General features: G+C 60.5%; 18 protein-coding genes and 1 pseudogene. 8 read left to right on the top strand and 11 right to left on the bottom strand.

The window, feature by feature from the left end; translation table 11 throughout:
* Nucleotides 1-246: 246 nt before the first annotated feature.
* Genes ACZRN6_RS20995 through ACZRN6_RS20985 form a run of 3 tightly spaced genes read left to right on the top strand, consistent with a single transcriptional unit; the run spans nt 247 to nt 3,248 of the window.
* Nucleotides 247-1,602: a sensor histidine kinase gene (locus ACZRN6_RS20995; protein WP_322145105.1), complete on the top strand. Its 1,356-nt coding sequence runs from the start codon at nt 247-249 to the stop codon at nt 1,600-1,602.
* Nucleotides 1,587-1,970, top strand: a complete 384-nt coding sequence (locus ACZRN6_RS20990) for a response regulator (RefSeq protein WP_464008765.1) — start codon at nt 1,587-1,589, stop codon at nt 1,968-1,970. The genes ACZRN6_RS20995 and ACZRN6_RS20990 overlap by 16 nt, the downstream gene beginning before the upstream one ends.
* Nucleotides 1,971-1,979: 9 nt before the next feature.
* The gene (locus ACZRN6_RS20985; RefSeq protein ID WP_322145103.1) at nt 1,980-3,248 is read left to right on the top strand and encodes an EAL domain-containing response regulator; all 1,269 of its coding nucleotides are present in this window, start codon (nt 1,980-1,982) and stop codon (nt 3,246-3,248) included.
* Nucleotides 3,249-3,427: 179 nt separating this feature from the next.
* On the opposite strand, the gene ACZRN6_RS20980 is transcribed toward ACZRN6_RS20985, so the two are convergent.
* Nucleotides 3,428-4,423 carry a M14 family metallopeptidase gene (locus ACZRN6_RS20980; RefSeq protein WP_464008764.1) on the bottom strand — a complete coding sequence of 332 codons (996 nt, stop codon included), beginning with the start codon at nt 4,421-4,423 and terminating at the stop codon, nt 3,428-3,430.
* A gap of 64 nt (nt 4,424-4,487) precedes the next feature.
* On the opposite strand from ACZRN6_RS20980, the pseudogene ACZRN6_RS20975 reads away from it, so the two are divergent.
* A pseudogene (locus ACZRN6_RS20975) lies at nt 4,488-5,000 on the top strand (TetR family transcriptional regulator C-terminal domain-containing protein); the annotation flags it as partial.
* On the opposite strand, the gene ACZRN6_RS20970 reads toward ACZRN6_RS20975, so the two are convergent.
* The 7 genes from ACZRN6_RS20970 to ACZRN6_RS20940 all read right to left on the bottom strand — a co-directional run bounded on the left by ACZRN6_RS20970 (nt 4,956) and on the right by ACZRN6_RS20940 (nt 12,350).
* Nucleotides 4,956-5,954 carry a DMT family transporter gene (locus ACZRN6_RS20970; RefSeq protein ID WP_464008763.1) on the bottom strand — a complete coding sequence of 333 codons (999 nt, stop codon included), beginning with the start codon at nt 5,952-5,954 and terminating at the stop codon, nt 4,956-4,958. The pseudogene ACZRN6_RS20975 and the gene ACZRN6_RS20970 overlap by 45 nt on opposite strands.
* Nucleotides 5,951-6,649, bottom strand: a complete 699-nt coding sequence (locus ACZRN6_RS20965) for an ABC transporter permease (RefSeq protein ID WP_322145100.1) — start codon at nt 6,647-6,649, stop codon at nt 5,951-5,953. Before ACZRN6_RS20965 ends, ACZRN6_RS20970 begins: the two co-directional genes overlap by 4 nt.
* A gap of 7 nt (nt 6,650-6,656) precedes the next feature.
* Nucleotides 6,657-7,361, bottom strand: a complete 705-nt coding sequence (locus ACZRN6_RS20960) for an ABC transporter permease (protein ID WP_464008762.1) — start codon at nt 7,359-7,361, stop codon at nt 6,657-6,659.
* A gap of 183 nt (nt 7,362-7,544) precedes the next feature.
* Nucleotides 7,545-8,381, bottom strand: coding sequence for a transporter substrate-binding domain-containing protein (locus tag ACZRN6_RS20955; protein ID WP_464008761.1), 837 nt, complete (start codon nt 8,379-8,381; stop codon nt 7,545-7,547).
* Between the two features lie 25 nt (nt 8,382-8,406).
* Nucleotides 8,407-10,401 carry an aminotransferase class I/II-fold pyridoxal phosphate-dependent enzyme gene (locus ACZRN6_RS20950; RefSeq protein WP_464008760.1) on the bottom strand — a complete coding sequence of 665 codons (1,995 nt, stop codon included), beginning with the start codon at nt 10,399-10,401 and terminating at the stop codon, nt 8,407-8,409.
* Between the two features lie 103 nt (nt 10,402-10,504).
* The gene (locus ACZRN6_RS20945) at nt 10,505-11,296 is read right to left on the bottom strand and encodes a CDP-diacylglycerol diphosphatase (protein ID WP_464008759.1); all 792 of its coding nucleotides are present in this window, start codon (nt 11,294-11,296) and stop codon (nt 10,505-10,507) included.
* A gap of 70 nt (nt 11,297-11,366) precedes the next feature.
* Entirely contained in the window at nt 11,367-12,350 is a 984-nt protein-coding gene (locus tag ACZRN6_RS20940) for an aldo/keto reductase (RefSeq protein ID WP_464008758.1), read from the bottom strand.
* A 110-nt stretch (nt 12,351-12,460) separates the two neighbouring features.
* On the opposite strand from ACZRN6_RS20940, the gene ACZRN6_RS20935 reads away from it, so the two are divergent.
* The 3 genes from ACZRN6_RS20935 to ACZRN6_RS20925 all read left to right on the top strand — a co-directional run bounded on the left by ACZRN6_RS20935 (nt 12,461) and on the right by ACZRN6_RS20925 (nt 18,709).
* Nucleotides 12,461-13,375: a LysR family transcriptional regulator gene (locus ACZRN6_RS20935; protein ID WP_464008757.1), complete on the top strand. Its 915-nt coding sequence runs from the start codon at nt 12,461-12,463 to the stop codon at nt 13,373-13,375.
* A 122-nt stretch (nt 13,376-13,497) separates the two neighbouring features.
* Nucleotides 13,498-17,265 (top strand): DUF8038 domain-containing protein, encoded by a 3,768-nt coding sequence (locus ACZRN6_RS20930; protein ID WP_464008756.1) that lies wholly within the window; start codon nt 13,498-13,500, stop codon nt 17,263-17,265.
* A 97-nt stretch (nt 17,266-17,362) separates the two neighbouring features.
* Nucleotides 17,363-18,709: a cation:proton antiporter gene (locus tag ACZRN6_RS20925; RefSeq protein WP_322145092.1), complete on the top strand. Its 1,347-nt coding sequence runs from the start codon at nt 17,363-17,365 to the stop codon at nt 18,707-18,709.
* Between the two features lie 3 nt (nt 18,710-18,712).
* Here the strand turns inward: ACZRN6_RS20925 and ACZRN6_RS20920 are convergent, their stop codons facing one another.
* The 3 genes from ACZRN6_RS20920 to ACZRN6_RS20910 all read right to left on the bottom strand — a co-directional run bounded on the left by ACZRN6_RS20920 (nt 18,713) and on the right by ACZRN6_RS20910 (nt 19,697).
* The gene (locus ACZRN6_RS20920; RefSeq protein WP_464008755.1) at nt 18,713-18,853 is read right to left on the bottom strand and encodes a hypothetical protein; all 141 of its coding nucleotides are present in this window, start codon (nt 18,851-18,853) and stop codon (nt 18,713-18,715) included.
* Nucleotides 18,854-18,864: 11 nt separating this feature from the next.
* Complete coding sequence (locus ACZRN6_RS20915) at nt 18,865-19,077, bottom strand: hypothetical protein (protein ID WP_464008754.1); 213 nt, start codon at nt 19,075-19,077, stop codon at nt 18,865-18,867.
* A 74-nt stretch (nt 19,078-19,151) separates the two neighbouring features.
* On the bottom strand, nt 19,152-19,697 hold the full coding sequence (locus ACZRN6_RS20910; RefSeq protein WP_322145089.1) for a hypothetical protein: 546 nt from the start codon (nt 19,695-19,697) through the stop codon (nt 19,152-19,154).
* Between the two features lie 425 nt (nt 19,698-20,122).
* On the opposite strand from ACZRN6_RS20910, the gene ACZRN6_RS20905 reads away from it, so the two are divergent.
* The gene (locus tag ACZRN6_RS20905; protein WP_464008753.1) at nt 20,123-21,532 is read left to right on the top strand and encodes a circularly permuted type 2 ATP-grasp protein; all 1,410 of its coding nucleotides are present in this window, start codon (nt 20,123-20,125) and stop codon (nt 21,530-21,532) included.
* Nucleotides 21,533-21,534 lie beyond the last annotated feature (2 nt).

Below are 21,534 nucleotides of genomic sequence, written 5' to 3'. Positions count from 1 at the left end.
TTGAATGATTCGGGCCGGTTAATCGCAAACAAAATCGCGCCTTCTTTATCTGAATCTATTCATTTGAGTGTTTTTGGTGCGTGGCAGTGTGTTTTTGGCTGCCATGAGTTCGGTAGGTTGCTGTTTATCTGCTATTGTCCAAAGACCTCATCTCCTCCTCGTCGCCCCTGCGCGATCTTCTGTGAGCATGCTCTGCGGCGCAGCCTTTGGCGGCGTCGGGCCTGAAGTTCACGGAACACCTTCACGATGGATAATTCTTCAGTCGACAACCCTGTCGAGCCGCAATCCCGGGCCGAGAAAATCGTCGAATTCAAACGCCAGAAAACCTTGCTCAAGACCGGCGCCCTGCAGGACGCGATCTTCAACAGTGCCTACTTCTCCAGCATCGCGACTGATGAAAAAGGCGTGATCCAAATCTTCAACGTCGGTGCCGAACGCATGCTCGGGTATGCCGCCGCCGATGTGTTAAACCGCGTCACGCCGGCCGACATTTCCGACCCCGCCGAGCTGATCACCCGCGCCGCCGCCTTGAGCCTGGAGCTGGACACGCCGATTACCCCCGGGTTTGAGGCGCTGGTGTTCAAGGCCTCCCGCGGTATCGAGGACATCTACGAGCTGACCTATATCCGCAAGGACAACAGCCGCCTCTCGGCGATGGTCTCGGTCACCGCGCTGCGCAACCGCAACGACGCGATCATCGGCTACCTGCTGATCGGTACCGACAACACGGCGCGCAAGCAGGAAGAGGCGCAGCGCAAAGGCTTTGAGCGCGCCCTGGAAGAAAAGAACCTGGAGCTGGAACACGCCAGCCACATGAAGTCCGAATTTCTCGCCACCATGTCCCATGAACTGCGCACACCGTTGAACGCGGTAATCGGTTTTTCCGAGGCGCTCAAGGACGGCCTGGTGGGCGACATGAGCGACATCCAGCGCGAATACATCGGCGACATCTTTACCAGCGGCCAGCACCTGTTGTCGCTGATCAACGACATCCTCGACCTGTCCAAAGTCGAGGCCGGGATGATGGACCTGGAGCTGGAAGCGGTGGAGTTGGCCGGGTTGTTGGCCAACAGTTTGCTGATCGTGCGGGAAAAGGCCGCCCTGCAACGCATCCAGCTGAAGCTCGAAAGCCTGGACGACTTCGGCACGCTGGAACTGGACCTGCGCAAGACCAAGCAAATCATCTACAACCTGCTGGCCAATGCGGTTAAATTCAGCGAGCACGGCGGGTCGGTGACGCTGTCGGTACGCGAGGTCAGTCGCGCGCAGGTGGGGCAGATCCCCGGCGACTGGCCCACTCACGGGTTTGTCCTGCAACCCAGCGAGCATCAGCAGTTTTTGGAGTTGAGCGTCAGCGACACCGGCATCGGTATCGCCCGCGATGACATGAGCAAGCTGTTCAAGGCCTTCAGCCAGATCGACAGCAGCCTGGCGCGCAAATTCGAAGGCACCGGCCTGGGCCTGGCGATGGTCAAGCAACTGACCGACCTGCATGGCGGCAGTGTCGCCGTGGCCAGCCGCGAAGGTGCAGGGGCGCGGTTTGTGGTGTGGCTGCCGCTGCATCGCGCAGCAAAAACGGAGGCACCATGGCCGAAATCCTGATCGTGGAAGACAACGAGGCCAATATGCGCCTGGCCCGCCTGCTGTTGGTGAACGCCGGCCACAGCGTGCTGTGGGCCGCCGACGCCGAGACCGGGCTGACCCTGGCCCGGGAAAAACAGCCGGCATTGATCCTGATGGACATCCAGCTACCCGGCATGGACGGCCTGGCGGCCACGTCATTGCTCAAGCAGGACCCTCATACGTCGCACATCCCGGTCATCGCCCTGACGGCCATGGCCATGAAGGAAGACCGTGATAAAACCCTGCGCGCCGGCTGCGATGCCTACATCATCAAGCCGCTGCGCTACAAGGAGCTGTACCAGGTGATCGACACGCTGCTGCAAAAGAACATTACTCCTCCGACTTGAGTCCTCTCCATGGCCAGCCAACCCGCAACGCTGTTGATCGTTGATGATGAAATCCAGGTGCGCAAGCTGCTGGAAACCCTGTTGCGCCACGAGGGCTACCAGACGGTGACCGCCGCCAGTGGCGAAGAAGCCTTGCGGCTGGTGGCGCAACAACCGCCGGACTTGATCCTGCTGGACATCATGATGCCGGGCATGGACGGTTATGAAGTGGCGAACCAGCTCAAGGGCAATACGGCCACGGCCAACATCCCGATCATCATGCTCTCGGCCCTGAGTGAATCCAGTGCGCGGGTCAGCGGCCTGGAGACCGGTGCCGAGGAGTTCATCAGTAAACCGGTGGAACGGGTCGAGTTGTGGTTGCGGGTGCGCAACCTGCTGCGGCTCAAGGCCCACAGCGACCAGCTGAAAAACCACAGCCTGATGCTGGAGCAGCAACTGCAAAACCAGCATCAAGAAAGCTCCCGCCTGAACGTCCATGACCTGGCCCGTCTGGACCTGGAAAAAGCCCTGCGCCTGGCGGTCGAGCGCGAAGAGTTCGTGCTGCATTACCAACCCAAGGTCGAGCTGGCCGGTGGTCAAGTCTGCGCGCTTGAAGCGCTGCTGCGCTGGGACCGGCCGGGCTATGGCGCGGTGTCGCCGGCGGTCTTTATCCCGATCCTGGAAAGCCAGGGCTTGATCGTGACGCTCGGGCGCTGGGTGATCGACCAGGTGTGCCGCCAGATCGCTGCCTGGCAATCCACAGCGGTAGGTGCGGTCGAGGTATCGGTGAACGTGTCGGGGCATCAATTGATCGAGGGCGACTTGATTGCCGACATCGCGGACTCCCTTGCAAGGGCTGGGGTGGAGCCGCATTGGCTGGAGGTTGAATTGACCGAAGGCTCGCTGATGGAGAATACCCAGCACACCATCGCCAGCTTGCAACGCTTGCGGGCGATGGGCGTGAAGATCTCCATCGACGATTTCGGCACCGGCTATTCAAGCCTGGCTTACCTGCGACGGTTCCCGATTGATACGCTGAAAATCGATATCGCGTTTATCCGCGAAGTCACCAGCAACCCGCAGGACGCGGCGATCACCCGTACCATCATCGAACTGGCCCACAGCCTGAAACTGCGGGTGGTGGCCGAAGGCGTGGAAACCCAGGCACAGCTGGAGTTTCTGCGCGAAGCCGGCTGCGATCAGATCCAGGGGTATCTGTTCAGCCGGCCGTTGCCGATGAGGGAACTGGAGCGCCTGTTGCTGGATAAATGCAGCCTGGTCAGGCCGCAGCCCCACTGACCCTGCGTTCAGGCACGCCGGCCTGAAAGCCCACTGTAGGAGCTGGCTTGCCGGCGATGCAGGCAACTCGGTTTTTCAGATACATCGAGGTGAGGCCATCGCCGGCAAGCCAGCTCCTACAGATGTTAGGGCGTACCCCATATCAAAAATCGCGCAAATGCTGGATATGCGTCCCCCCTCTAGGGATCCAACACCCCACCGCTGTAGCTGTCGGATAACCGGGAGCCGGTGAATTTGGCCACCACCGAGCCCTGGGACACCAGCCGCTCTCGATGCCCCGTCACCATGCGCCCGGTTTGCGCTGCATGCAGCATCACCTCGGAATTCGGCTCCCCGGGCCGCCGAATAATCCGCGCAAACCGCTCGCCCTCTTCAACCTGCTCACCCAGGCTTTTCTCAAACACCAACACACCGGCACATGGCGCCAGGATGGTCTCCATGCAGCCCATATCCACTACCTGCCCGTGCCAGTCAGCAATCACCGGCGCTTCATCGATCACCCCGCTTGCACAGAGCCAGGCCCAGATTCCATCACCATCCTGCCCGGCCAGGGCATCACTCACATCCGCCTGCCCACGCAGTTCTATGGTCGCCGCCAAGCGCGGCTTGCCATGCTCAATGATGGTCTCTTCAAACGACCCATCGCCGCCCTCGTCCCAGACAATCACCACCTCCACCTGCAACGCCGCCGCCAACACCTGGCCCGCTGGCCAAAAGCTGCGGTGGATATACAGATATGGCAGCGCTTCGTCATCGGTGTGCAGGTCCAGCACCAACTCGGCATCCGCCGCCAGTTGCACCAGGCTTTTTTGCCATTGCGCCAGGTTGCTGGCCGGGCGCTCCATGGCCAATGAATGATCAAACGCGCGGTTGAAGTTCTGCCCGGTGGCCTCGTGAAATCGCCCCAGCAACCGCCCTTGGCGAAACTGGCCAATGCCAAACGGATTGGCCTGAGGCACCACCGTCACGGTGCCCTTGAGCCGCCCCTGGTCCTGGCACGCCTGCAAGCGTGGCAGCAATTGGTGCAACACCAACATCCCGGCGATTTCGTCGGCATGCACGCCGGCCTGCAGGTGCACCCGCGGGCCACTGCCGTTGCCCTCAAAGCGCCAGGCGCCAATGTGCAGGGTGTTCCCGGAATCACCGGGGACTTGCCACGAAAGGTCTGTTGCCATGCCGCTGCCCTCCTCTTGTTGGATCTGTAGGTATATATTGAACACCCGTTCAACCATGTAGGGTGTGCCTGTGGCCGAAGACCGTCGCGACCTGTTGATCGCCGCCACTCTGACCAGCCTCGCCCGGGACGGGCATGCCGGCATTTCCGTGCGGCGCATCGCCGCTGAAGCCGGGGTTTCGGTGGGGTTGCTCAATCACCATTTCGGCAGCATCGATGCACTGATTGCCGAGACCTATCACAAGCTCGCCAGCGAGCTGACCACTGCCCTCTGGCAGGAAGTCGACCAGGCCCAGGGCCCGGCGGCGCGGCTGGATGCATTCCTCGCCGGCTCGTTTTCCTCGCGGGTCATGGACCCAAAATTGCTGGGTGTATGGGTGGTGTTCTGGAGCCTGATCCGCCACTCCCAACACGTGAGTGACTCCCATGAAAAAAGCTACTGCGCCTACCTCGAACTGATCCGCCAACTGCTCGACGACCTGGCCGAAAGCGAAGGCTTTGTGATCCACGACACACGCCTGGCCGCCATCGGCTTATCGGCGATGCTCGACGGACTCTGGGTCGAGTGGTGCCTCAACCCCGGCACGTTCAGCCCCGCCAACGGGCTGCACATCTGCCGCTGCTGGATACAAGGGCTGCGTCACGGAGCATTCGGCGCCGACCACGTCCTGTGACACGTGGCGCCGGGCGCTGAACATGGCCAGGGTGCCGCTGATGGCGATCAGCACCGCGCCGAAGATCAGCGACACATCCATCACCGTGCCCCACACCAGGCTCGACAGCAGGAATGCCCAGATCAACCCGCTGTATTCAAACGGCGCCAACAGCGTGGCCGTGGCCCGGCGAAAACTCGCAAACAGCAGGAACTGGCCAATCCCGCCCACCAGCCCGGCGCCGAGCATGCCCAGCCATGCGGGCGTGGGTGACGGTGTGTGAGTCCAGGGCAGCGTCACGGCCATGCACACCACAAACACCACATTGGTGATCAGCATCTGCTCCAGCACCGAGGTGTTGTCGTCCACCTGGCGCAGCTGGATATAGGTAAATGCCCAGCACAGCGCAGCCGCCAGCGTCAGGCCAATCGGCAGCGGGTCAAGCAGGTTGCCGGGACGACAGGCAATCACCACGCCGACAAAACCGATGATCAGCGCGACCCACTGGCCCCGGCTGGCGCGCTCCTTGAGGATCAGCGCTGCGAGTAACGTGACCATGATCGGCGCGGAAAAATACAGGGTGGTCATTTCCGCCAGGGTCAGGTCCTTGGCGGCGGTGTAGTACAGCAGCCAGGCCAGCAGCGAGAGCAGGCCGCGGATGATCAACAGTTTGCGGCTGACCGAGTGCCAGGCACGCTTGAGCAAGCCCAGGCGCCCGGCGATCACGCACGCTGCAACCACCACCAGGCTGCGCCAGAACAGGATGGTGAACACCGAATAGTCGGCCACCAGCCATTTGATCCCGGCGTCCTGCAAGGCCAGGAACGCATAGGCCAGTGAGCACAGGGCAATCCCTTGCAACGAGCGATCGGTTTTCATCCGGCAGACCTGCGCAACGGTGTGCCGCGCCGCTCGGCAATCGCGTACATGGCTTCGATCAAAAAGGTCAGGCACAGGTAAACCCCTGCCACCAACAGCAGCGGCTGGTAGATCTGCAAGGTCTGGGCGCGCACCACGTTGGCGGCACCCAGCAGGTCGACCACCGCGATGGTCGAGGCCAGTGCAGTGGACTTGAGCAGCATCACCGTCTCCCCCGCCAGGGTCGGCAGCAACAGGCGCATGGCGCGTGGCAAGCGTACTCGCAACAGCGCCTGGCGTGGCGTCATACCAAACGCCGAGGCGGCTTCCATTTCACCCTTGGGCACTGCCAGTAACCCGCCGCGAATCACTTCACCGACGTACGCGCCCACCGACAGCACCAGCGCGAACACGATGTACCAGTAACCGTCCCGCAGGAACGGCCACAGGAAACTCCCGCGTATCATCGGGAACTGGGCGAACAGGCTGCCCAGGCCGTAGTAGAAAATGTAGATCTGGATCAGCAACGGAGTGCCCCGCAGCACGCTGGTGTAGGCCAGCGCACAACGGGCCAGCCACTTGCGCCGGGACAACCGCGCCAACGCCACCACCACCGCCAGGGCAAAGCCCAACAGCGCCGAGATCACCAGCAGTGACAGGGTCGTCTGCAAACCCTTGGCGATCAGCCCTGCGTAATAACTTATCCACTCAGGCATGTGCGGCTCACTCGACAACCGGCATCCAGCGACGAATACGTCGCTCCAGGCGCCCGGACAGGTAGTTGGAAGCCAGCGTCACCAGGTAATACAAGGCGGCGGCCGTGAGGTAGAACAACAGGTAATGCCGGGTGGAGCCTGCCGCCTGCTTGGCGGTGTACAGCAGTTCGTTGGTGCCCACCACGCTGATCAACGCGCTGTCCTTGATCAGGTTGATCCACAGGTTGGACATGCCGGCCAGCGCGTACGGCGCCATGATCGGCAGAGTCACGCGGCGGAACAGGCCAAGGCCGCTCAAGCCAAAGGCCCGCGCCGCTTCGATCTGGCCATGGGGAATCGCCAGGATTGCCGCACGAAAAATCTCCGAGGCGTACGCGCCCTGCACCAGCCCCAGTACCAGCACCGCCACCAGCGGGCCGCTGATGTTGAACTGCTCGAACCCCAGCCACAGCATCAGCACGTTAAGGCCCATCGAGCCTGCGTAGTACAGCAGCAAAATCAACAGCAGCTCGGGCACTGCGCGAAATACCGTGGTGTAGCCGCGCATCAGCAGGGCAATCGGACGCGGTGCACTGAGCTTGGCGCAGGCCACCACCAGGCCAATCAACAGCCCCACTGCAAACGAGCCGGCAGATATCTGCAGGGTCATCCATAACCCTTTGAGCAATGCGTTGCCCCAACCTTGTTCGCTGAAGCTGAGTAGATCGAACATCGCTGCTCCCTATTTCGATGACACGCAGTGACCCTGTGGCCAGGGAGCTTACTGTGGCCAGGGAGCTTGCTGTGGCGAGGGAGCTTGCTCCCGCTGGACTGCGCAGCAGGCCCATTTTTTGGGGGCGCTTCGCACCCCAGCGGGAGCAAGCTCCCTCACCACAACAGCGCCCTCGCTAAAGGGTTAGTTTGTGTAGGGGCTGTCGCAGACTTTGCTGACATAGGCCGGGGTATCAGCGCGCTTGCAAGGGCTGACCGACACACCAAACACGCTCTGCGAGAGGTCAGCGTAGTCCTTGCTCACCAGCAATTCACCGATGGCCTTGTCCAGCCGGGCCTTGAGTTCGGTGTCTTCCTTGCGCAGGCCGGCGCCTACACCGCGGCCAATCACCGGGTCATAAGGCACTTCGGCGATCTCGGCCAGGCCCTGGGCTTCAGGGGTTTTCACCATCATGGCGATGGCGATGCCGTCGGCCATCATCAGGTCGGTGCGCCCGGCGATCAGGTCGGCGTTGGCCGACTCTTGCGTGTCGTAGTACTTAAGGTCCGCAATGTTCTCGTAGTACTTCTTCAGGTAGTTGGCGCTGACCGTGGAGATCTGCACGCCAATGATCTTGCCCTTCAGGCCTGCCGGCGAGACCTCGACGCTGGTGCCCTTGGGCCCGGCGATGCCAAGCAGCGAATCGTAGTAGGCGCGGCTGAAGGCAATCTGTTTTTCACGCTCGTCGGTGACCGACATCGAGGAGAAGATCACGTCGATTTTCTTCGCCAACAGAGACGGAATAATCTCGTCCCACGCCACTTCCTTGATCTGGCACTCAGCCTTCATCAAGCCGCAGAGCTTATGGATCAGGTCCACTTCAAAGCCCGTCCACTCCCCGTTACCGCCCTTCACCGTGAACGGTGGGTAGGGTTCCGCCGCCACCGCGAACACAATGGGTTTTTCCGCCGCGAGCGCCGAACCTGCCGCCAGCATCAACACTGCACTGCTCAACCACTTTGCCAATCGTTTGGATTTCATGATCTTGCCCCGTCTTTTTTTGGAGTTAGCGAGTTTGATGCGCGTTGACGAATTGCCGGCAACGTTCACTGCGTGGGTCGATAAACACTGAGTCTGGCGAGCCGGTTTCCTCGATCAAGCCTTGGTGCAGAAAAGCCACTTTGGATGACACATCCCGGGCGAACGCCATTTCATGGGTCACCAGGATCATGGTGCGGCCTTCTTCGGCCAGCGAGCGAATCACCCGCAGCACTTCGCCCACCAGTTCCGGGTCGAGGGCCGAGGTGGGTTCGTCGAACAGCATGACTTTGGGGCGCATGGCCAGGGCGCGGGCGATGGCCACGCGCTGTTGCTGGCCGCCAGAGAGAAACGCCGGGTATTCGTTGCGCTTGGCGGCCAGGCCAACCCGGTCGAGCAGGGCTTCGGCGCGTTCGATGGCTTCGGCCCGGCTTTCGCGCAGCACCTGGATCGGCGCTTCGATGAGGTTCTCCAGCACAGTACGATGGGGCCAGAGGTTGAAGTTCTGGAACACCATGCCCAGGGTCGAGCGAATCCGCACCAGTTGTTTGGCGTCGGCCACCCGCGGTGCGCCGGGGCGGCCGTAGTTGAGCTTGATGCTTTCGCCGTCAACGTGAATGTTGCCCTGGTCCGGCACTTCGAGCATGTTGATGCAGCGCAGCAAGGTGCTTTTGCCCGAGCCGCTGGCGCCGATCAGCGAGATCACTTCGCCTTCGCGGGCGGTCAGCGAGATGCCCTTCAGCACTTCGATATTGCCGAAGCGTTTATGCAGGTCGAGCACCTCGATCATTTTCTTCGCCGCTACCGGCAACACGCTGATGGTTTTCGCCGCAGGCTCTATTCGTGGCTCACGGGCGAGCTTGGCGACGAAGCGGCTGATACGCTCGCAGGCCTCGGCCAGCCGCGCTTCGCCCAGGGTGAACGACAGCCGTACAAAGCCTTGGGCCGGTTCACCGAAGGCGGCCGCATCCAGCACGGACACCCCCGCCTCGCGGAACAAGCGCCAGGCAAAGTCCAGGGAACCCAGGCCGGTGTCCCGCACGTCCACCAGCACAAACATGCCTGCTTGCGGGGTTTGTACGTGGATGCCCGGGCAACCGCTCAGGCCGGCTACCACCAGGTCACGGCGGCGACGGTAGGTTTCACGCATCCCGTGAGTGACTTCATCGTGGGCCAATACTGCGGCGGTCGCGGCTTGCATCACAAAGCCCGGCAAGCCGTAGAGCATGCTCAACACCAGGGTTTCGGCGTGGGCCACCATGCTCGGTTCGGCGATGATCCAGCCGATACGCCAGCCGGTCATGGCGTGGGATTTGGACAGGCTGCCAATCACAATGCAGCGTTCGGCCATGCCCGGTAGGGCAGCCAGGCTGTGGTACTCACCGTCGAACACCAGGCTTTCGTAGACTTCGTCCACCACCACCCACAATTCATGTTCGATCGCCAGGTCGGCAATTGCTTGCAGCTCCCGGGGGTTGAGCACCACGCCGGTGGGGTTGTTGGGGTTGGAGAAGAAAATCGCCCGGGTGCGTGGCGTGATAGCGGCGGCCAGTAGCGCCGGGTCAAGGCGAAAACCCGCGTCGGCGGAACACGGCACGCGCACCAGCGTCGCGCCGCTGGCCTTGAGTGTGGCTTCGTAAGTGACGTACATCGGGTCGAGCACAATCACCTCATCACCGGCCTGCAACAGGCACAGCGAGGTGACGAACAAGGCGTTTTGCGCACCGGCCACGGTGATAACGTTTTCAGCATTCAGGGGCCGCGCCAGGGACTTGCTGTAACGCGCGGCGATCGCATCGCGCAGCGCCGGGCGGCCGGGGATTTCGGTGTAGTGGGTGTCGCCCTGGCGCAAGGCCTCTACGGCAGCGTCGGTGATGAAAGAAGGCGTGGCGAAATCCGGGTCGCCCACGCTCAGGATAATGATGTCTTCGCCTTTGCTGCTGGCCTGGAACGCGGCGTGGTGGATGTCCCAGGCGGCTACGCCCTGCCCTGCAATTCGCTCAACAAAGGGTGAAAACCGCATGCCAGTGCCTCTCGTTCAATCAGAAAAAGCGCAAGCCCGCTTGTTGCCAAGCGGGGGGTTGCAGCCAACATAATTGAAACTGAACACTCGTTCAACGGCAAATTCAGCGGATGTCGTTAACAGCTAAAACAGGTCGTTGTGGTGGTTTGCCCATCAGGTCGCACTGATGGTCTTGCAGCTCTTCGGCAGACGCCAGGTTCCACTCCTTGAGCGTCAACCGCGTGGTCAGCAATACGAAGTTGCCGTTCGCACCCGGTGCCAGCAGCAAGCTATAGCTGGCCATGGTGTCGCCCTGGGCTTGCACGTACTCGTTCAAGATGGCCAGCGGGTCACGCAGGTCGAAATCGGCAGCCGACAACGTGCGGGCGCTGTAGGTATGCCCCAGCAGCTTTACCGGCAGGGTTTGCCATTGCTCATTGAGGGTTGCGGCGCGTTCGTTGAGGGTGTTGAAAACGTCAGGGCGCAGGCAGGCGATGTGGATGTGCAGCTGGTTTTGCGAGCGGCCAAACCGGGAGTTGATCGCCAGTGACACAAAGCGGTCGGCAATCGGAGCCGGCAGGCCGGTTGACAACACATCATGGTGTTTCCAGGCCTGGGCAAAGTAATGCGGCAGCAAGTCCCGGGTCAGCGCGATGTCTTCGATGCCGCTGACTTTATCGGTAGGGATCAGCAAGTCCTGATAGGGGCCGTTAAGGTCCTTGAGCAACGCAAAGCCCTTGTTCGGGTCCACCTGCAGGCATGGGCTGGGGTTTTGATGCAGACGCTGGTCAGGCACACATTGGCGGCTGACGATCTGCCACAGCGCATCGGGGTTGCCCCGCCATTTCCAGGCGCCCGCCAACGCCGCCACACACAGCAAACCACCGACAATCGTAAATACGGTACCGCGCTTCATGCCAAAAACCTCAACGCCAAAGGAATGTCTTTTGTTGTTTTGCAACTGCAAGACATCCCTGTCGCAAAGGTTAACGTTTGGCAGGGGCCATAAATTCCGGCCCTACCGGGTCTTTTATCGTGCTGGCCAGAATACGGTCGATATGTTGCAGGTCATCGGCGGTGAGTTGCCAGCCGAATGCGTCCTCGATGCCTTTGAGTTGCTCCGGACGTCGGGCGCCCCACAGCGCAATTGTCGGGCCCTGGTCCAGCACCCAGCGCAACGCCAGGGCCAATACTGACTTGCCGTGGCACTCACGGGCGTACACGTCCAGCGCCGCCACTGCCGCCAGGTATTGCTCAAAGCGTGGCGCCTTGAATTTAGGGTCGAGCTTGCGTACGTCGTCGCCGTTGAACCGTGTGCCAGCGTGCATGCTGCCGGTCAACAGGCCTCGGCACAGCGAGCCGTAGGCCAACACCACCAGGGAGTTTTGCTTGGCGTACGGCAGGATATCGCTGTCGATCGCCCGCTCGAACAGGTTGTAGGGCGGCTGCACGGCGTCCAGGTGGGTGTACTGACGGAAGTCATCCATTTGCGCGGGCGAATAATTGCTCACGCCCACGGCGAGGACCTTGCCTTCACGGCGCAGTTTTTCCAACTCGCCGGCGGTTTCCTCCTGGGCCACCAACGGGTCGGGCCAGTGAATCTGGTAGAGGTCGATGTAATCGGTTTCGAGGCGCACCAGCGAGTCTTCGATTTCCTTGCGGATACGCTGGGCGGTAGCGTTGCGCCGCGTGGTGCCGTCGTCCCACTGCAAGCCGGCCTTGGTCGCGATCACCGCCGTATGGCGCACCCCGCGCAGCGCTCGGCCGATCAACTCCTCGGACAAACCCAGGCCATAGACCGGCGCGCTGTCGATCAGGTTGATGCCGCTGGCCAGTGCATGACGGATCGTCTTGATCGACACCTCGTTATCAGCACCGCCCCACATCGAACCGCCCATGGACCAGGTACCCAGGGCAATGCGCGAGACGGGCTTGTCGATCCCCGGGATCTTGATGGTTTCGATACTCATTAAAAAGCCTCCGCCAGAAACATTCAGTAAAAAAACGATTACTCTAGATCATCCGAGGTTGAATCGGGCTCAACGCCGCGTGAAACCCCAACCCTTGAAAGGTGCTTGATATGGCTGCGTTCAACCGCTCCGAGTTGGCCGACCTGAATGTATTCATGGCAATCATCCGTCGCCGCAGTTTCCGGCATGCCGCTAATGAACTGGGCGTGACCACCTCGGCCCTGAGCCACACGATGCGCAATCTGGAAACCCGCCTGGGGGTCAAGCTGCTCTACCGTACCAGCCGTGCCGTGGAGCCTACCGATGCCGGCGTGGTACTGGCAGAAAAGCTCACGGCCGGCTTTGCGATGATCCAGGACGGCCTCGACACCCTCGAACTGTACCGCGAGGCGCCGATTGGCCGGCTGCGCCTGAATGTACCCCGGGATGCCGCCGTATTGCTGATCTCCCCGGTGCTGGGCGAGTTCACCCGCACCTACCCGCAACTGCGCCTGGACGTGATGATCGAAGACCGCATGCTCGACATCGTCGCCGAAGGCTACGACGCGGGTATCCGCTATGGCGCCACGGTGCCTCAGGACATGGTGGCCGTGCCGCTGACCGGCGAGCTGCGCTGGATCATGGTCGCCTCCCCGGCCTACCTCGCGGCAGCCGGAACACCAGCCGTGCCCAAGGACTTGCTCGGCCATTCCTGCGTACGCATGTACCTGGGCGACAAGACCACCTACAAGTGGGAACTGGGCAATGGTGCCCGCCAACAGCGCCTCGATGTGCCCGGCCACTTCAGCGCGGCCGACACCCAGACCATCGTCGATGCGGCCCTCCAAGACGTGGGCATCGCCTACTGCCTGGAGAATCGCGTGCTCCCCGAGCTGGCAGACGGCCGTCTGGTAGAAGTGCTGCGCGATTGGGCCTGCGTCGGCGCGCCACTGTGCATGTACTACCCCAGCCGGCGTCAGTCGCAGCCGGGGTTGCGGCAACTGATCGAGATGATTCGCCTGCGGACCATGACCATGGGCAGGTAATACGCTGCATCAATTGAATGCCGGTGGGATGGAATCGCGGCGAGGAGGACGGGTACGAAGGATTACACCCGGTGGAGCGAATAGCTCCTTGGGTGTACTCGATAAATTACCGGATGAAACCCATGACGATCACTTCAACCCGCGCTCCCGCGCCCTTCATACCGTTGAATACACAGGCGGAGCCATACCTCCTGCGCAGCGCTCGTGCCGCAGTCCTGGAAAGTGTCCCGGCCGGTTTGCCCAGGCCCGCGGCTGCCGGCCCACGTGCCGACGGCGACAGTGAACTTGCTGGGCTGGTGGCCAAGGCGTTGCTTCAGGTAAGCGGCGATCACAGCCATGACGACGCGATCATGGTCGAGAACATTCCGCCAAACTCAACGTTCGGGCAATGGTGGTCGCAATTGGGGCGCGCCATGGAGTCCCCGCAAGTGCGTGACTGGCTGAGGACAAACGGGATAAACACGGCATCAGTGATGATTGCCCCCACCTCTGGTCGGATCTCCTATCAGCTCACACCCACTGCCCCGGGGCAAACAAACGGCCTGGATGACAAGGGCTGGGCGCAAGTGGGCGCACATGTCAGGGCGGCGGCAAGCGTTGTCGGAGACGGCAGTCCTGACCGATTTAAACCGCCGCTTTCGCAAGGCAGCAGCAGTGCGCCCCTGTGGCTGGTGAGCCAATTCTACAAAGAGCCGGAACATATCCTGCCGGTCCACGCCCATGAACGTGCAGCAGAGTTGGAGCGGGACAAGGCCTTTCCCGAACTGGACGGGGCGCGTTTCGAGAACGTACATGAAACCCGTAGCGCGGATGAACTTGAGCGCCAGAAAGCGCTGGTGGGCAATACTCAAACACTGAACACAGTGGCGCTTGAGCTCAACTACCTGCTTGAGCGGATTCAATCGGGCAGTGTCGGGAGTGCAGATATCCTCGACTACCTGCACAAGAACACCTTCGAGCTGCACCTCGACAGCTCCTACCGCCAGCCTGGTACCGCACCCTGGAACTCCATCAGCCTCAAGGAGTTCCTGGAGGTCAATGGTTGGGATATTCCAAGCACTCCCGAGGGGGTGGAGAACCTCAGGGATTATTTGCTCAGGCCTGAACTCCAGGCGCCCAGACATGGCAATTATGGCGGCGCACTGCAATGGCAGCCCCCGCTTGCGCGCGATACGCTGATACAGCTGCGGGCCGGCCTGCACCACGGCAAGATCGGTGACGTTGACTTGAGCCGGTTCAAGAACGTGCTGGAATACCTGATGCAGGGCAGGTCGTTCGAGCCTTCCGAATTGCGGCACCCCACGCGGCTGCTTGACTCGCTGATCCAATCACCCAAGGGCAAGGCATTGGGCGAGGCCCTTCAGGCAAAATTTGACGCGAAGTCCATCAAAGGCAGTGCCACTGAGTGGCTGTTGGCGGCCATGAGTGTGGACCACGACAGTTCATTCCGCGCCACAGACCCCAGGTCGAGGCACTTTGTCGCAGGTTTTGCCGTGACCGGGACCAATACCTGGGGCAAGCCCGCCTCCACCGTTGTCAGCGGGCTAGCCAAGCACCTGGTCGACACGGGCAAGGCATCGTCACCCGAGAAGGCGTCGATCCAGGCACATTTGCTGCTCTGCACTCGCGCGCCGGAGTTTCTGGTTAAAAATATCCCTGAACAGGTAACCCCCGGTTCTCATAGTTGGGTCAGTTTTGTCACCGCGGTCGAACGCGTCGAGGCTCAGTCTCCAGGTTCAGCCGCAGGCCTGTCCTACGGGCAGGTCATGCTCCAGGCTGAGGTCGCGCCGGTCTGCGCCCAGGAGCGTTATGTTGAATATGCCGCCCAGCAAGAGGCACTCAAGGATTGGGCCTTCGCCAACGGCATGCCGTTCCCGCTGACCGACGTACAAACGAATGATGTGCGCGATGCATTCAATGCGCAGATCAACGAGCTGAAAGCGGCCAGTGAAGCGCAAAGCACCCCGATGCCGACGCGAAAGGAACTGGGACTGGAACAGCTGAAGCAGAAACTGCCGCACATGACGCAGGCGCAACTGGAGGAAAAATGCATCACCCTGAAAGAGTCCAATAAGGATTTCCCCGGGCCCTATTCGGTGCTGGACCTTTATATGGATGAGAGAGCCTATGTCGAGAAACGCCTTGAAGGTGTGCCTGGCAATCCTCCCAGTACCTTTCAATGGACCTCCACCTCAAGCGCCGTGGACATCGATGACATTCTGGAAAAAACCAAAGACCTTCCATTCATAGGAAGCGTTTTTCAGAACGCATTCAGCGCTTACGCAACCGGTCTGGAAAAAAGTATTGGCACCCAAGTCAAAAGCATGATTTCGCGATTGCCTCTGCAAGACCGTAATAACTTTGAATACGGGAAAATCACCCTCGTCAAAGAGGTCGACGTTGCCCGATTAACCGCTGCCGAGACGCCACGCGAGCGGGTCAAGCCCAACACGCTGCTGGTCCAGACCAAGCGCACCGTTGCCGGGCGCGGTGAAACCGTTCACACCTATGAAATCGACCTGAAAAAAGGCCTGATCGTGGAGCGCCCGGACGTAAGGCATTTACAACCTGAGCCGAGTTTTGTCAGCCGCCCGCTCGCCGACAACAGCCAGACACGCAGGGACTTTGATGAAGTGCAGCCCAAGGGTGACTACACCCCCGGGCTGACCGATGAAAAACCGAACAGCTACGCGACTCCCAACAGTTTCAACAGCGAGAGAACTTCATACATCGCCGACGCCTTGGTGCAAGACGCCGATATACAGTCGTTGAGAAACGAAGCCCATGGGGTGACCACCTTTGCTACCGAAGTGCCCTTCTACAAAAAAACCAAAGAGTTTTTGCTTAACCTCATTCCGTTAAGATCGGCGATTGTCAATTTTCAGAACGGTGAATTAGGGGCTGGCGTGCGGGACCTGGTCATGGATGTATTTGGTTTCGCCGCCGGTATTGGCACGACGGCAAGAGCCGGCAAGGCATTGCAGGCCGGCGCGTCAGCCTTCAGCACGTTCGTTCACGCATCAAAGATTGTCGGGCGGGCGGCCCTGGGCAGCCTTAATCCAATCAGTGGCCTGGATGACATTGCCAAGGGTGCATTGAAGCTGGGCCGCAAGACGCTGACCGCCGGACGTAATGGCCTCCATCATGTGCGTGGCACCTTGCGCAGTGTCGACGTGACCTCACTGGTTAAAAAGCCCGGAATCAGTGAAGGCGTCATCAAGGCAGCCAACACAGCAGATGAGGTCAAGGTGTTTGCAAAATTCGATGACGCCACGGGCAATTGGCATGCCCTGAACTTGAAAACAAAGCAGCCTTATGGAGCGCCCCTGGAGAACTTCAAACCCAATAAAGTGCCGATGGAGACACTTCATAACAACACCGATTTACTGCATAAAAAACTGGGGGCGCCTTCTCAGATCTGCTATGAAAAATCATTGCTGGTGGGCCAGGCAGAAAACGCACTGCCGCTTAAAACGCGCCAAACAGTGCTGGCCAGCATGAACCGGTCGGCAGGTTCCACTTCAAATTACACCCCTCGCTATAACGAGCTTATGGGTATTACGCCCGGTAACACCGGCAACGTATTTAATCCGGCGGACTTTACCGAATCGGGCATTATCAACTTCATGGACAAAAATAGAGGTGGGGTGATCGTTCATACCGCTTATGTACAAAAAACCAGCGACGGAAAGTTATTCCTCTACAACACCAACCAAACCACGCTGGATGGCGCGATGGTCAAAGCCACCGGAACCATAGATCAATCTGCCGGGGCATTGGTGCACAACCTCGATAACCAGGGTTTGCAGAGTTGGCTCGACACGGGATACGACTTCGCTTTCACCCCCAACAGCACCCTCAACGCCAACATAAAACGCCTTGCGGCCTGATAGACCGTGCATTGCCCGGGCACGCATGCGCGTTTTTTGAACCTCTGTGTCCCGGCAAACCTCCAACGTTCACACAGACCAGGCCCGGGACTAATCAATGACGTTCATTCTATGGATGGCCGTACTGGGCGCGGTGCTGCTCACCCTCGCCCTCACCTCCTCCTACCTGCGCTGGATGCCGGTCACCACGTCGGCCGTTTGCCTGCTGCTGGGTATCGGCATTGGCCCGTTGGGCATGGACCTGCTGCACCTGGACATCAAGGGTTCAGCCCGCTGGATGGAACACCTGACGGAAGTCGCGGTGCTGTTTTCGCTGTTTGTCAGTGGGTTGAAGCTGCGCCTGCCACTCAAGCATCGCACCTGGCGCATCGCGTTTGGCATGGCGGGCCCGGTGATGCTGCTGACGATCGTGGGCACCTGCGCAGTGCTGCATTGGGTGTTCGACCTGTCGTGGGGCGTTTCGCTGTTGGTGGGGGCGATTCTTGCACCCACCGACCCGGTGCTGGCGGGTTTGGTACAGGTCAACAATGCGCAAGACTATGATCGGTTGCGCTTCGGCTTGTCCGGCGAGGCGGGTTTAAACGACGGTACGGCGTTCCCGTTCGTGATCTTCGCGTTGATCTTCATGCAGCACGGCGGTTTCGACGGTGACTGGCTGGGCGGCTGGGTCCTGAAAAACCTGCTGTGGGCGGTCCCGGTTGGGCTGTTGACGGGGTACTGGATGGGCCGGGGTATCGGCCGCGTCACCCTCAAGATGCGTATCACCAATGCTGACAGCACCCTCTCACCCAATGATTACCTGACCCTGGCCTTGATCGCCTTGGCCTATGTAGTGGCCGAAGCCATTGGCGGTTATGGCTTCCTGTCGGTATTTGCCGCCGGCCTCGGGCTGCGCCAGGCAGAGTTCAAATCTACCGGCAACTCCAAGACCCCCGCCGAGCATTTGGCCCAGCCGGTAGTCGGCCATATGGAAGTAGAGCCGGCAAAGGCGCTGCATGGCAATGTGGGGCAGTTGCAAGACACGCAGATCGCCGCCGGGGTGATGATGGGCGACATGCTCGCCTTCGGCGGCCTGGTGGAGCGCTCGATGGAGGTATTTTTGGTCACCCTGTTGGGCGTGGTGCTGGTCAGCCACTGGGACTGGCGGGCGCTGGCGGTAGGCGCATTGCTGTTCTGCGTGATTCGCCCATTAAGCGTGCTGTCCATGCCCTGGGGCACGCTGCTGGATCGCAATCAACGCGGGCTGATGGGGTGGTTCGGGATTCGCGGGATCGGCAGCATCTACTACCTGTTCTATGCCATCAACCATGGGTTGGTGGGCACCAGCAGCGTGGTGGCGGTGAACCTCACGCTGTCGGTGATTGCCCTGAGCATCGTCGTTCATGGCCTCAGCACCCAACCGATGCTGGCGTGGTATGAACGGCGTGCCCAGGCACAACAATGACGCTTATTCCTGGCTCTCGGTGTGGCCGACGTCAGCGGCATCATCCAAATCGTTAAGCGGCACTTCGGCATCATCCATCAAGGAGCCCGGGTCTTCGTTGCCCGGGTCATTGAGTTCATCGTCTACTTCTATGTCAACTGACATGACCGTCTCCTCTAACCGCCTTGGGTATCGATATCGGCATCGGTTTCAGGCTTGGGCTCGCGCTCGGGCTTGAAGTCTGGACTGTAGTCGTTTTCTTTGGCTTTTGGGTCGGCGGCAGGTTTGGGATCCTTGGGTGCCGCAGCACCTGTGCCCGGTGCCGGTTCGCCGCGGTCAATGGCGGGGTCGTTACGGTTGCTGGTTTGCGGGTCGTTGTCTGTGCTCATGGCTCACCTCTGTTGGAAAAACGCAGACTGCGTAAAGTGTAAGGTCGTGTGCGGGTCGGTGAAGTTCCAATTGCTTATGAGCCAGGATTGTCCACCTGGATATAAAACGCGTAGGCACCCAGCAGCACCCAGAACACCATGAACAACCAGGGCGCGCGCATCGAGAACAACAAGGATTTGCGATAGCCCTTGTGGGACGACTCCGTTTCGCTGAACAGCGGCGATTCGTCGTAGGCCATGCCCATCACCGGTTCACTGCGCAGCAGTTCGCTTTGCTTGTAGTGCCAGTGATCGATGATTTCGTAGGCCGCCCGAATGCCCGGCCAGGCATTCAGGGAACTGAGGATGCCGAGCATCGCCAGGAATACCGGCACCACCAGGGTGAACAGCTTGCCCCACTCAGGGTTGAGGTTGCCCATGCCGGAAACGAAGGCAATCACCAGGAACGACTGCGCCGTGAGGTAGGCGTCGGTGCGGTTCGCCAGGATGCTGGTTTCGTATTGGATCTCGCGCCGGTAGAAGTCGAGCCGGTCCTTGGGGGAGCCGAAAATCTTCGCGGAGTGCTCGCTGTGGTCAGTCAGGCTCGATTCCGGGGTGTCGGGTGAGATGATTCTGGGCACGTCCGTGCTCCGTGCTGGCATATGAAGCCCTTTAGAAGAACTGGCCTGATGCAAAGTTCAAGTAATCAGTGCACCGTTTTGGAGCGGCCGGTTCTATATATGGCGAGGCCGCTTGCCCCCGCCGGACCGGGCTGGCGCTGCACACGTGGCGCTCTTATTCTTTTTTGGGGCCGCTGCGCAGCCCAGCGGGAGCAAGCTCCCTCGCCACAAGGTGTGGTGGCACAGGCATTGCTTTAATCCTTCAATCACCCACCTGCCCCGCCTGAATACAGGAGCAATCGTTACCTCCCGACCCAGAGCCCAGCCCAAAAGAAAGTAAGGACCAGACCCGCTGGCACCATCAGCCACGGGCCCATAAAAAAATGCGTTTTATAAAGCGGCAGTGCCCCCCAAAGCATATTCCCGGGCACTGACAAGGTATTGGAATGGCTCGATCTTTCTTTGATGAAATGAATGACGCACAAGGCGTTTGTCGTGCGCACTATCAGGAATTCTCCCGCTGGCTGGCCAATACGCCGCCAGAGCTGCTGGCCCAGCGCCGACGTGAAGCCGACCTGCTGTTTCACCGCGCCGGGATCACCTTCACCCTGTATGGCGACGAGCAAGACACCGAGCGCCTGATCCCCTTCGACATCATCCCCCGCAGCATCCCCGCCAGTGAATGGAGCATCATCGAGCGCGGCTGTATCCAGCGGGTGAATGCACTGAACATGTTCCTCGCCGACATCTACCACGACCAGCGCATCATCAAGGCCGGGATCATTCCTGCCGAGCAGGTGCTGGGCAACGAGGGTTACCAGAAGGCGATGGTCGGCCTGGACCTGCACCGCGATATCTACTCGCACATCTCCGGGGTCGACCTGGTACGCGATGGCGACGGCACCTACTACGTGCTCGAAGACAACCTGCGCACCCCCAGCGGCGTGAGCTACATGCTCGAAGACCGCAAGATGATGATGCGCCTGTTCCCGGAGGTGTTTGCCAAGCAGCGCATTGCCCCGGTGGACCACTACCCCAACCTGCTGCTCAAGACCCTCAAAAGCTCCAGCCGCCTGGACAACCCCAACGTGGTGGTGCTGACGCCTGGGCGCTTTAACAGCGCATTCTTCGAACACGCGTTCCTGGCCCGGGAAATGGGCGTGGAACTGGTGGAAGGTGCCGACCTGTTCGTGCACGACCTCAAGGTGTTCATGCGTACCACCGATGGCCCTAAAGCCGTCGATGTGATCTACCGTCGCATCGACGATGCATTCCTCGACCCGCAGGCCTTCAATCCCGACTCGATGCTCGGCGTACCCGGCCTGGTCGCGGCCTACTGCGCGGGCAATGTGGTGCTGGCAAATGCCATCGGCACCGGCGTGGCGGATGACAAATCCATCTACCCGTACGTGCCGGAGATGATCCGTTTCTACCTGGACGAAGAGCCGGTCCTGCAAAACGTGCCGACCTTCCAGTGCCGCAAACCCGACGAGCTGTCCCACGTACTCGCCCATCTGCCAGAGCTGGTGGTGAAGGAAACCCAGGGCTCCGGCGGCTACGGCATGCTGGTGGGTCCGGCTTCCAGCGCTGCCGAGATCGAGGATTTCCGCCAGCGCATCAAGGCCCGGCCCCACGCCTACATCGCCCAACCAACCTTGAGCCTGTCCACCTGCCCGACCTTTGTCGAAAATGGCATTGCGCCGCGGCATATCGACCTGCGGCCCTTCGTGCTCTCGGGCAAGGAAACCCGCCTGGTGCCCGGTGGCTTGACCCGTGTGGCACTGCGTGAAGGTTCATTGATCGTCAACTCGTCGCAAGGCGGCGGAACCAAGGACACCTGGGTGGTGGAGGGCTGAGT

It is taken from the genome of Pseudomonas sp. A125 (genome assembly GCF_055409485.1).
This window is presented reverse-complemented; position numbering and strand designations above follow the sequence as displayed.

Bases quoted from the DNA above. Each gene is read 5' to 3' on its own strand.
- ACZRN6_RS20995 (WP_322145105.1), top strand. From the start codon at position 247: ATGGATAATTCTTCAGTCGACAACCCTGTCGAGCCGCAATCCCGGGCC.
- ACZRN6_RS20990 (WP_464008765.1), top strand. From the start codon at position 1,587: ATGGCCGAAATCCTGATCGTGGAAGACAACGAGGCCAATATGCGCCTG.
- ACZRN6_RS20985 (WP_322145103.1), top strand. From the start codon at position 1,980: ATGGCCAGCCAACCCGCAACGCTGTTGATCGTTGATGATGAAATCCAG.
- ACZRN6_RS20980 (WP_464008764.1), bottom strand. From the start codon at position 4,423: ATGGCAACAGACCTTTCGTGGCAAGTCCCCGGTGATTCCGGGAACACC.
- ACZRN6_RS20970 (WP_464008763.1), bottom strand. From the start codon at position 5,954: ATGAAAACCGATCGCTCGTTGCAAGGGATTGCCCTGTGCTCACTGGCC.
- ACZRN6_RS20965 (WP_322145100.1), bottom strand. From the start codon at position 6,649: ATGCCTGAGTGGATAAGTTATTACGCAGGGCTGATCGCCAAGGGTTTG.
- ACZRN6_RS20960 (WP_464008762.1), bottom strand. From the start codon at position 7,361: ATGTTCGATCTACTCAGCTTCAGCGAACAAGGTTGGGGCAACGCATTG.
- ACZRN6_RS20955 (WP_464008761.1), bottom strand. From the start codon at position 8,381: ATGAAATCCAAACGATTGGCAAAGTGGTTGAGCAGTGCAGTGTTGATG.
- ACZRN6_RS20950 (WP_464008760.1), bottom strand. From the start codon at position 10,401: ATGCGGTTTTCACCCTTTGTTGAGCGAATTGCAGGGCAGGGCGTAGCC.
- ACZRN6_RS20945 (WP_464008759.1), bottom strand. From the start codon at position 11,296: ATGAAGCGCGGTACCGTATTTACGATTGTCGGTGGTTTGCTGTGTGTG.
- ACZRN6_RS20940 (WP_464008758.1), bottom strand. From the start codon at position 12,350: ATGAGTATCGAAACCATCAAGATCCCGGGGATCGACAAGCCCGTCTCG.
- ACZRN6_RS20935 (WP_464008757.1), top strand. From the start codon at position 12,461: ATGGCTGCGTTCAACCGCTCCGAGTTGGCCGACCTGAATGTATTCATG.
- ACZRN6_RS20930 (WP_464008756.1), top strand. From the start codon at position 13,498: ATGACGATCACTTCAACCCGCGCTCCCGCGCCCTTCATACCGTTGAAT.
- ACZRN6_RS20925 (WP_322145092.1), top strand. From the start codon at position 17,363: ATGACGTTCATTCTATGGATGGCCGTACTGGGCGCGGTGCTGCTCACC.
- ACZRN6_RS20920 (WP_464008755.1), bottom strand. From the start codon at position 18,853: ATGTCAGTTGACATAGAAGTAGACGATGAACTCAATGACCCGGGCAAC.
- ACZRN6_RS20915 (WP_464008754.1), bottom strand. From the start codon at position 19,077: ATGAGCACAGACAACGACCCGCAAACCAGCAACCGTAACGACCCCGCC.
- ACZRN6_RS20905 (WP_464008753.1), top strand. From the start codon at position 20,123: ATGGCTCGATCTTTCTTTGATGAAATGAATGACGCACAAGGCGTTTGT.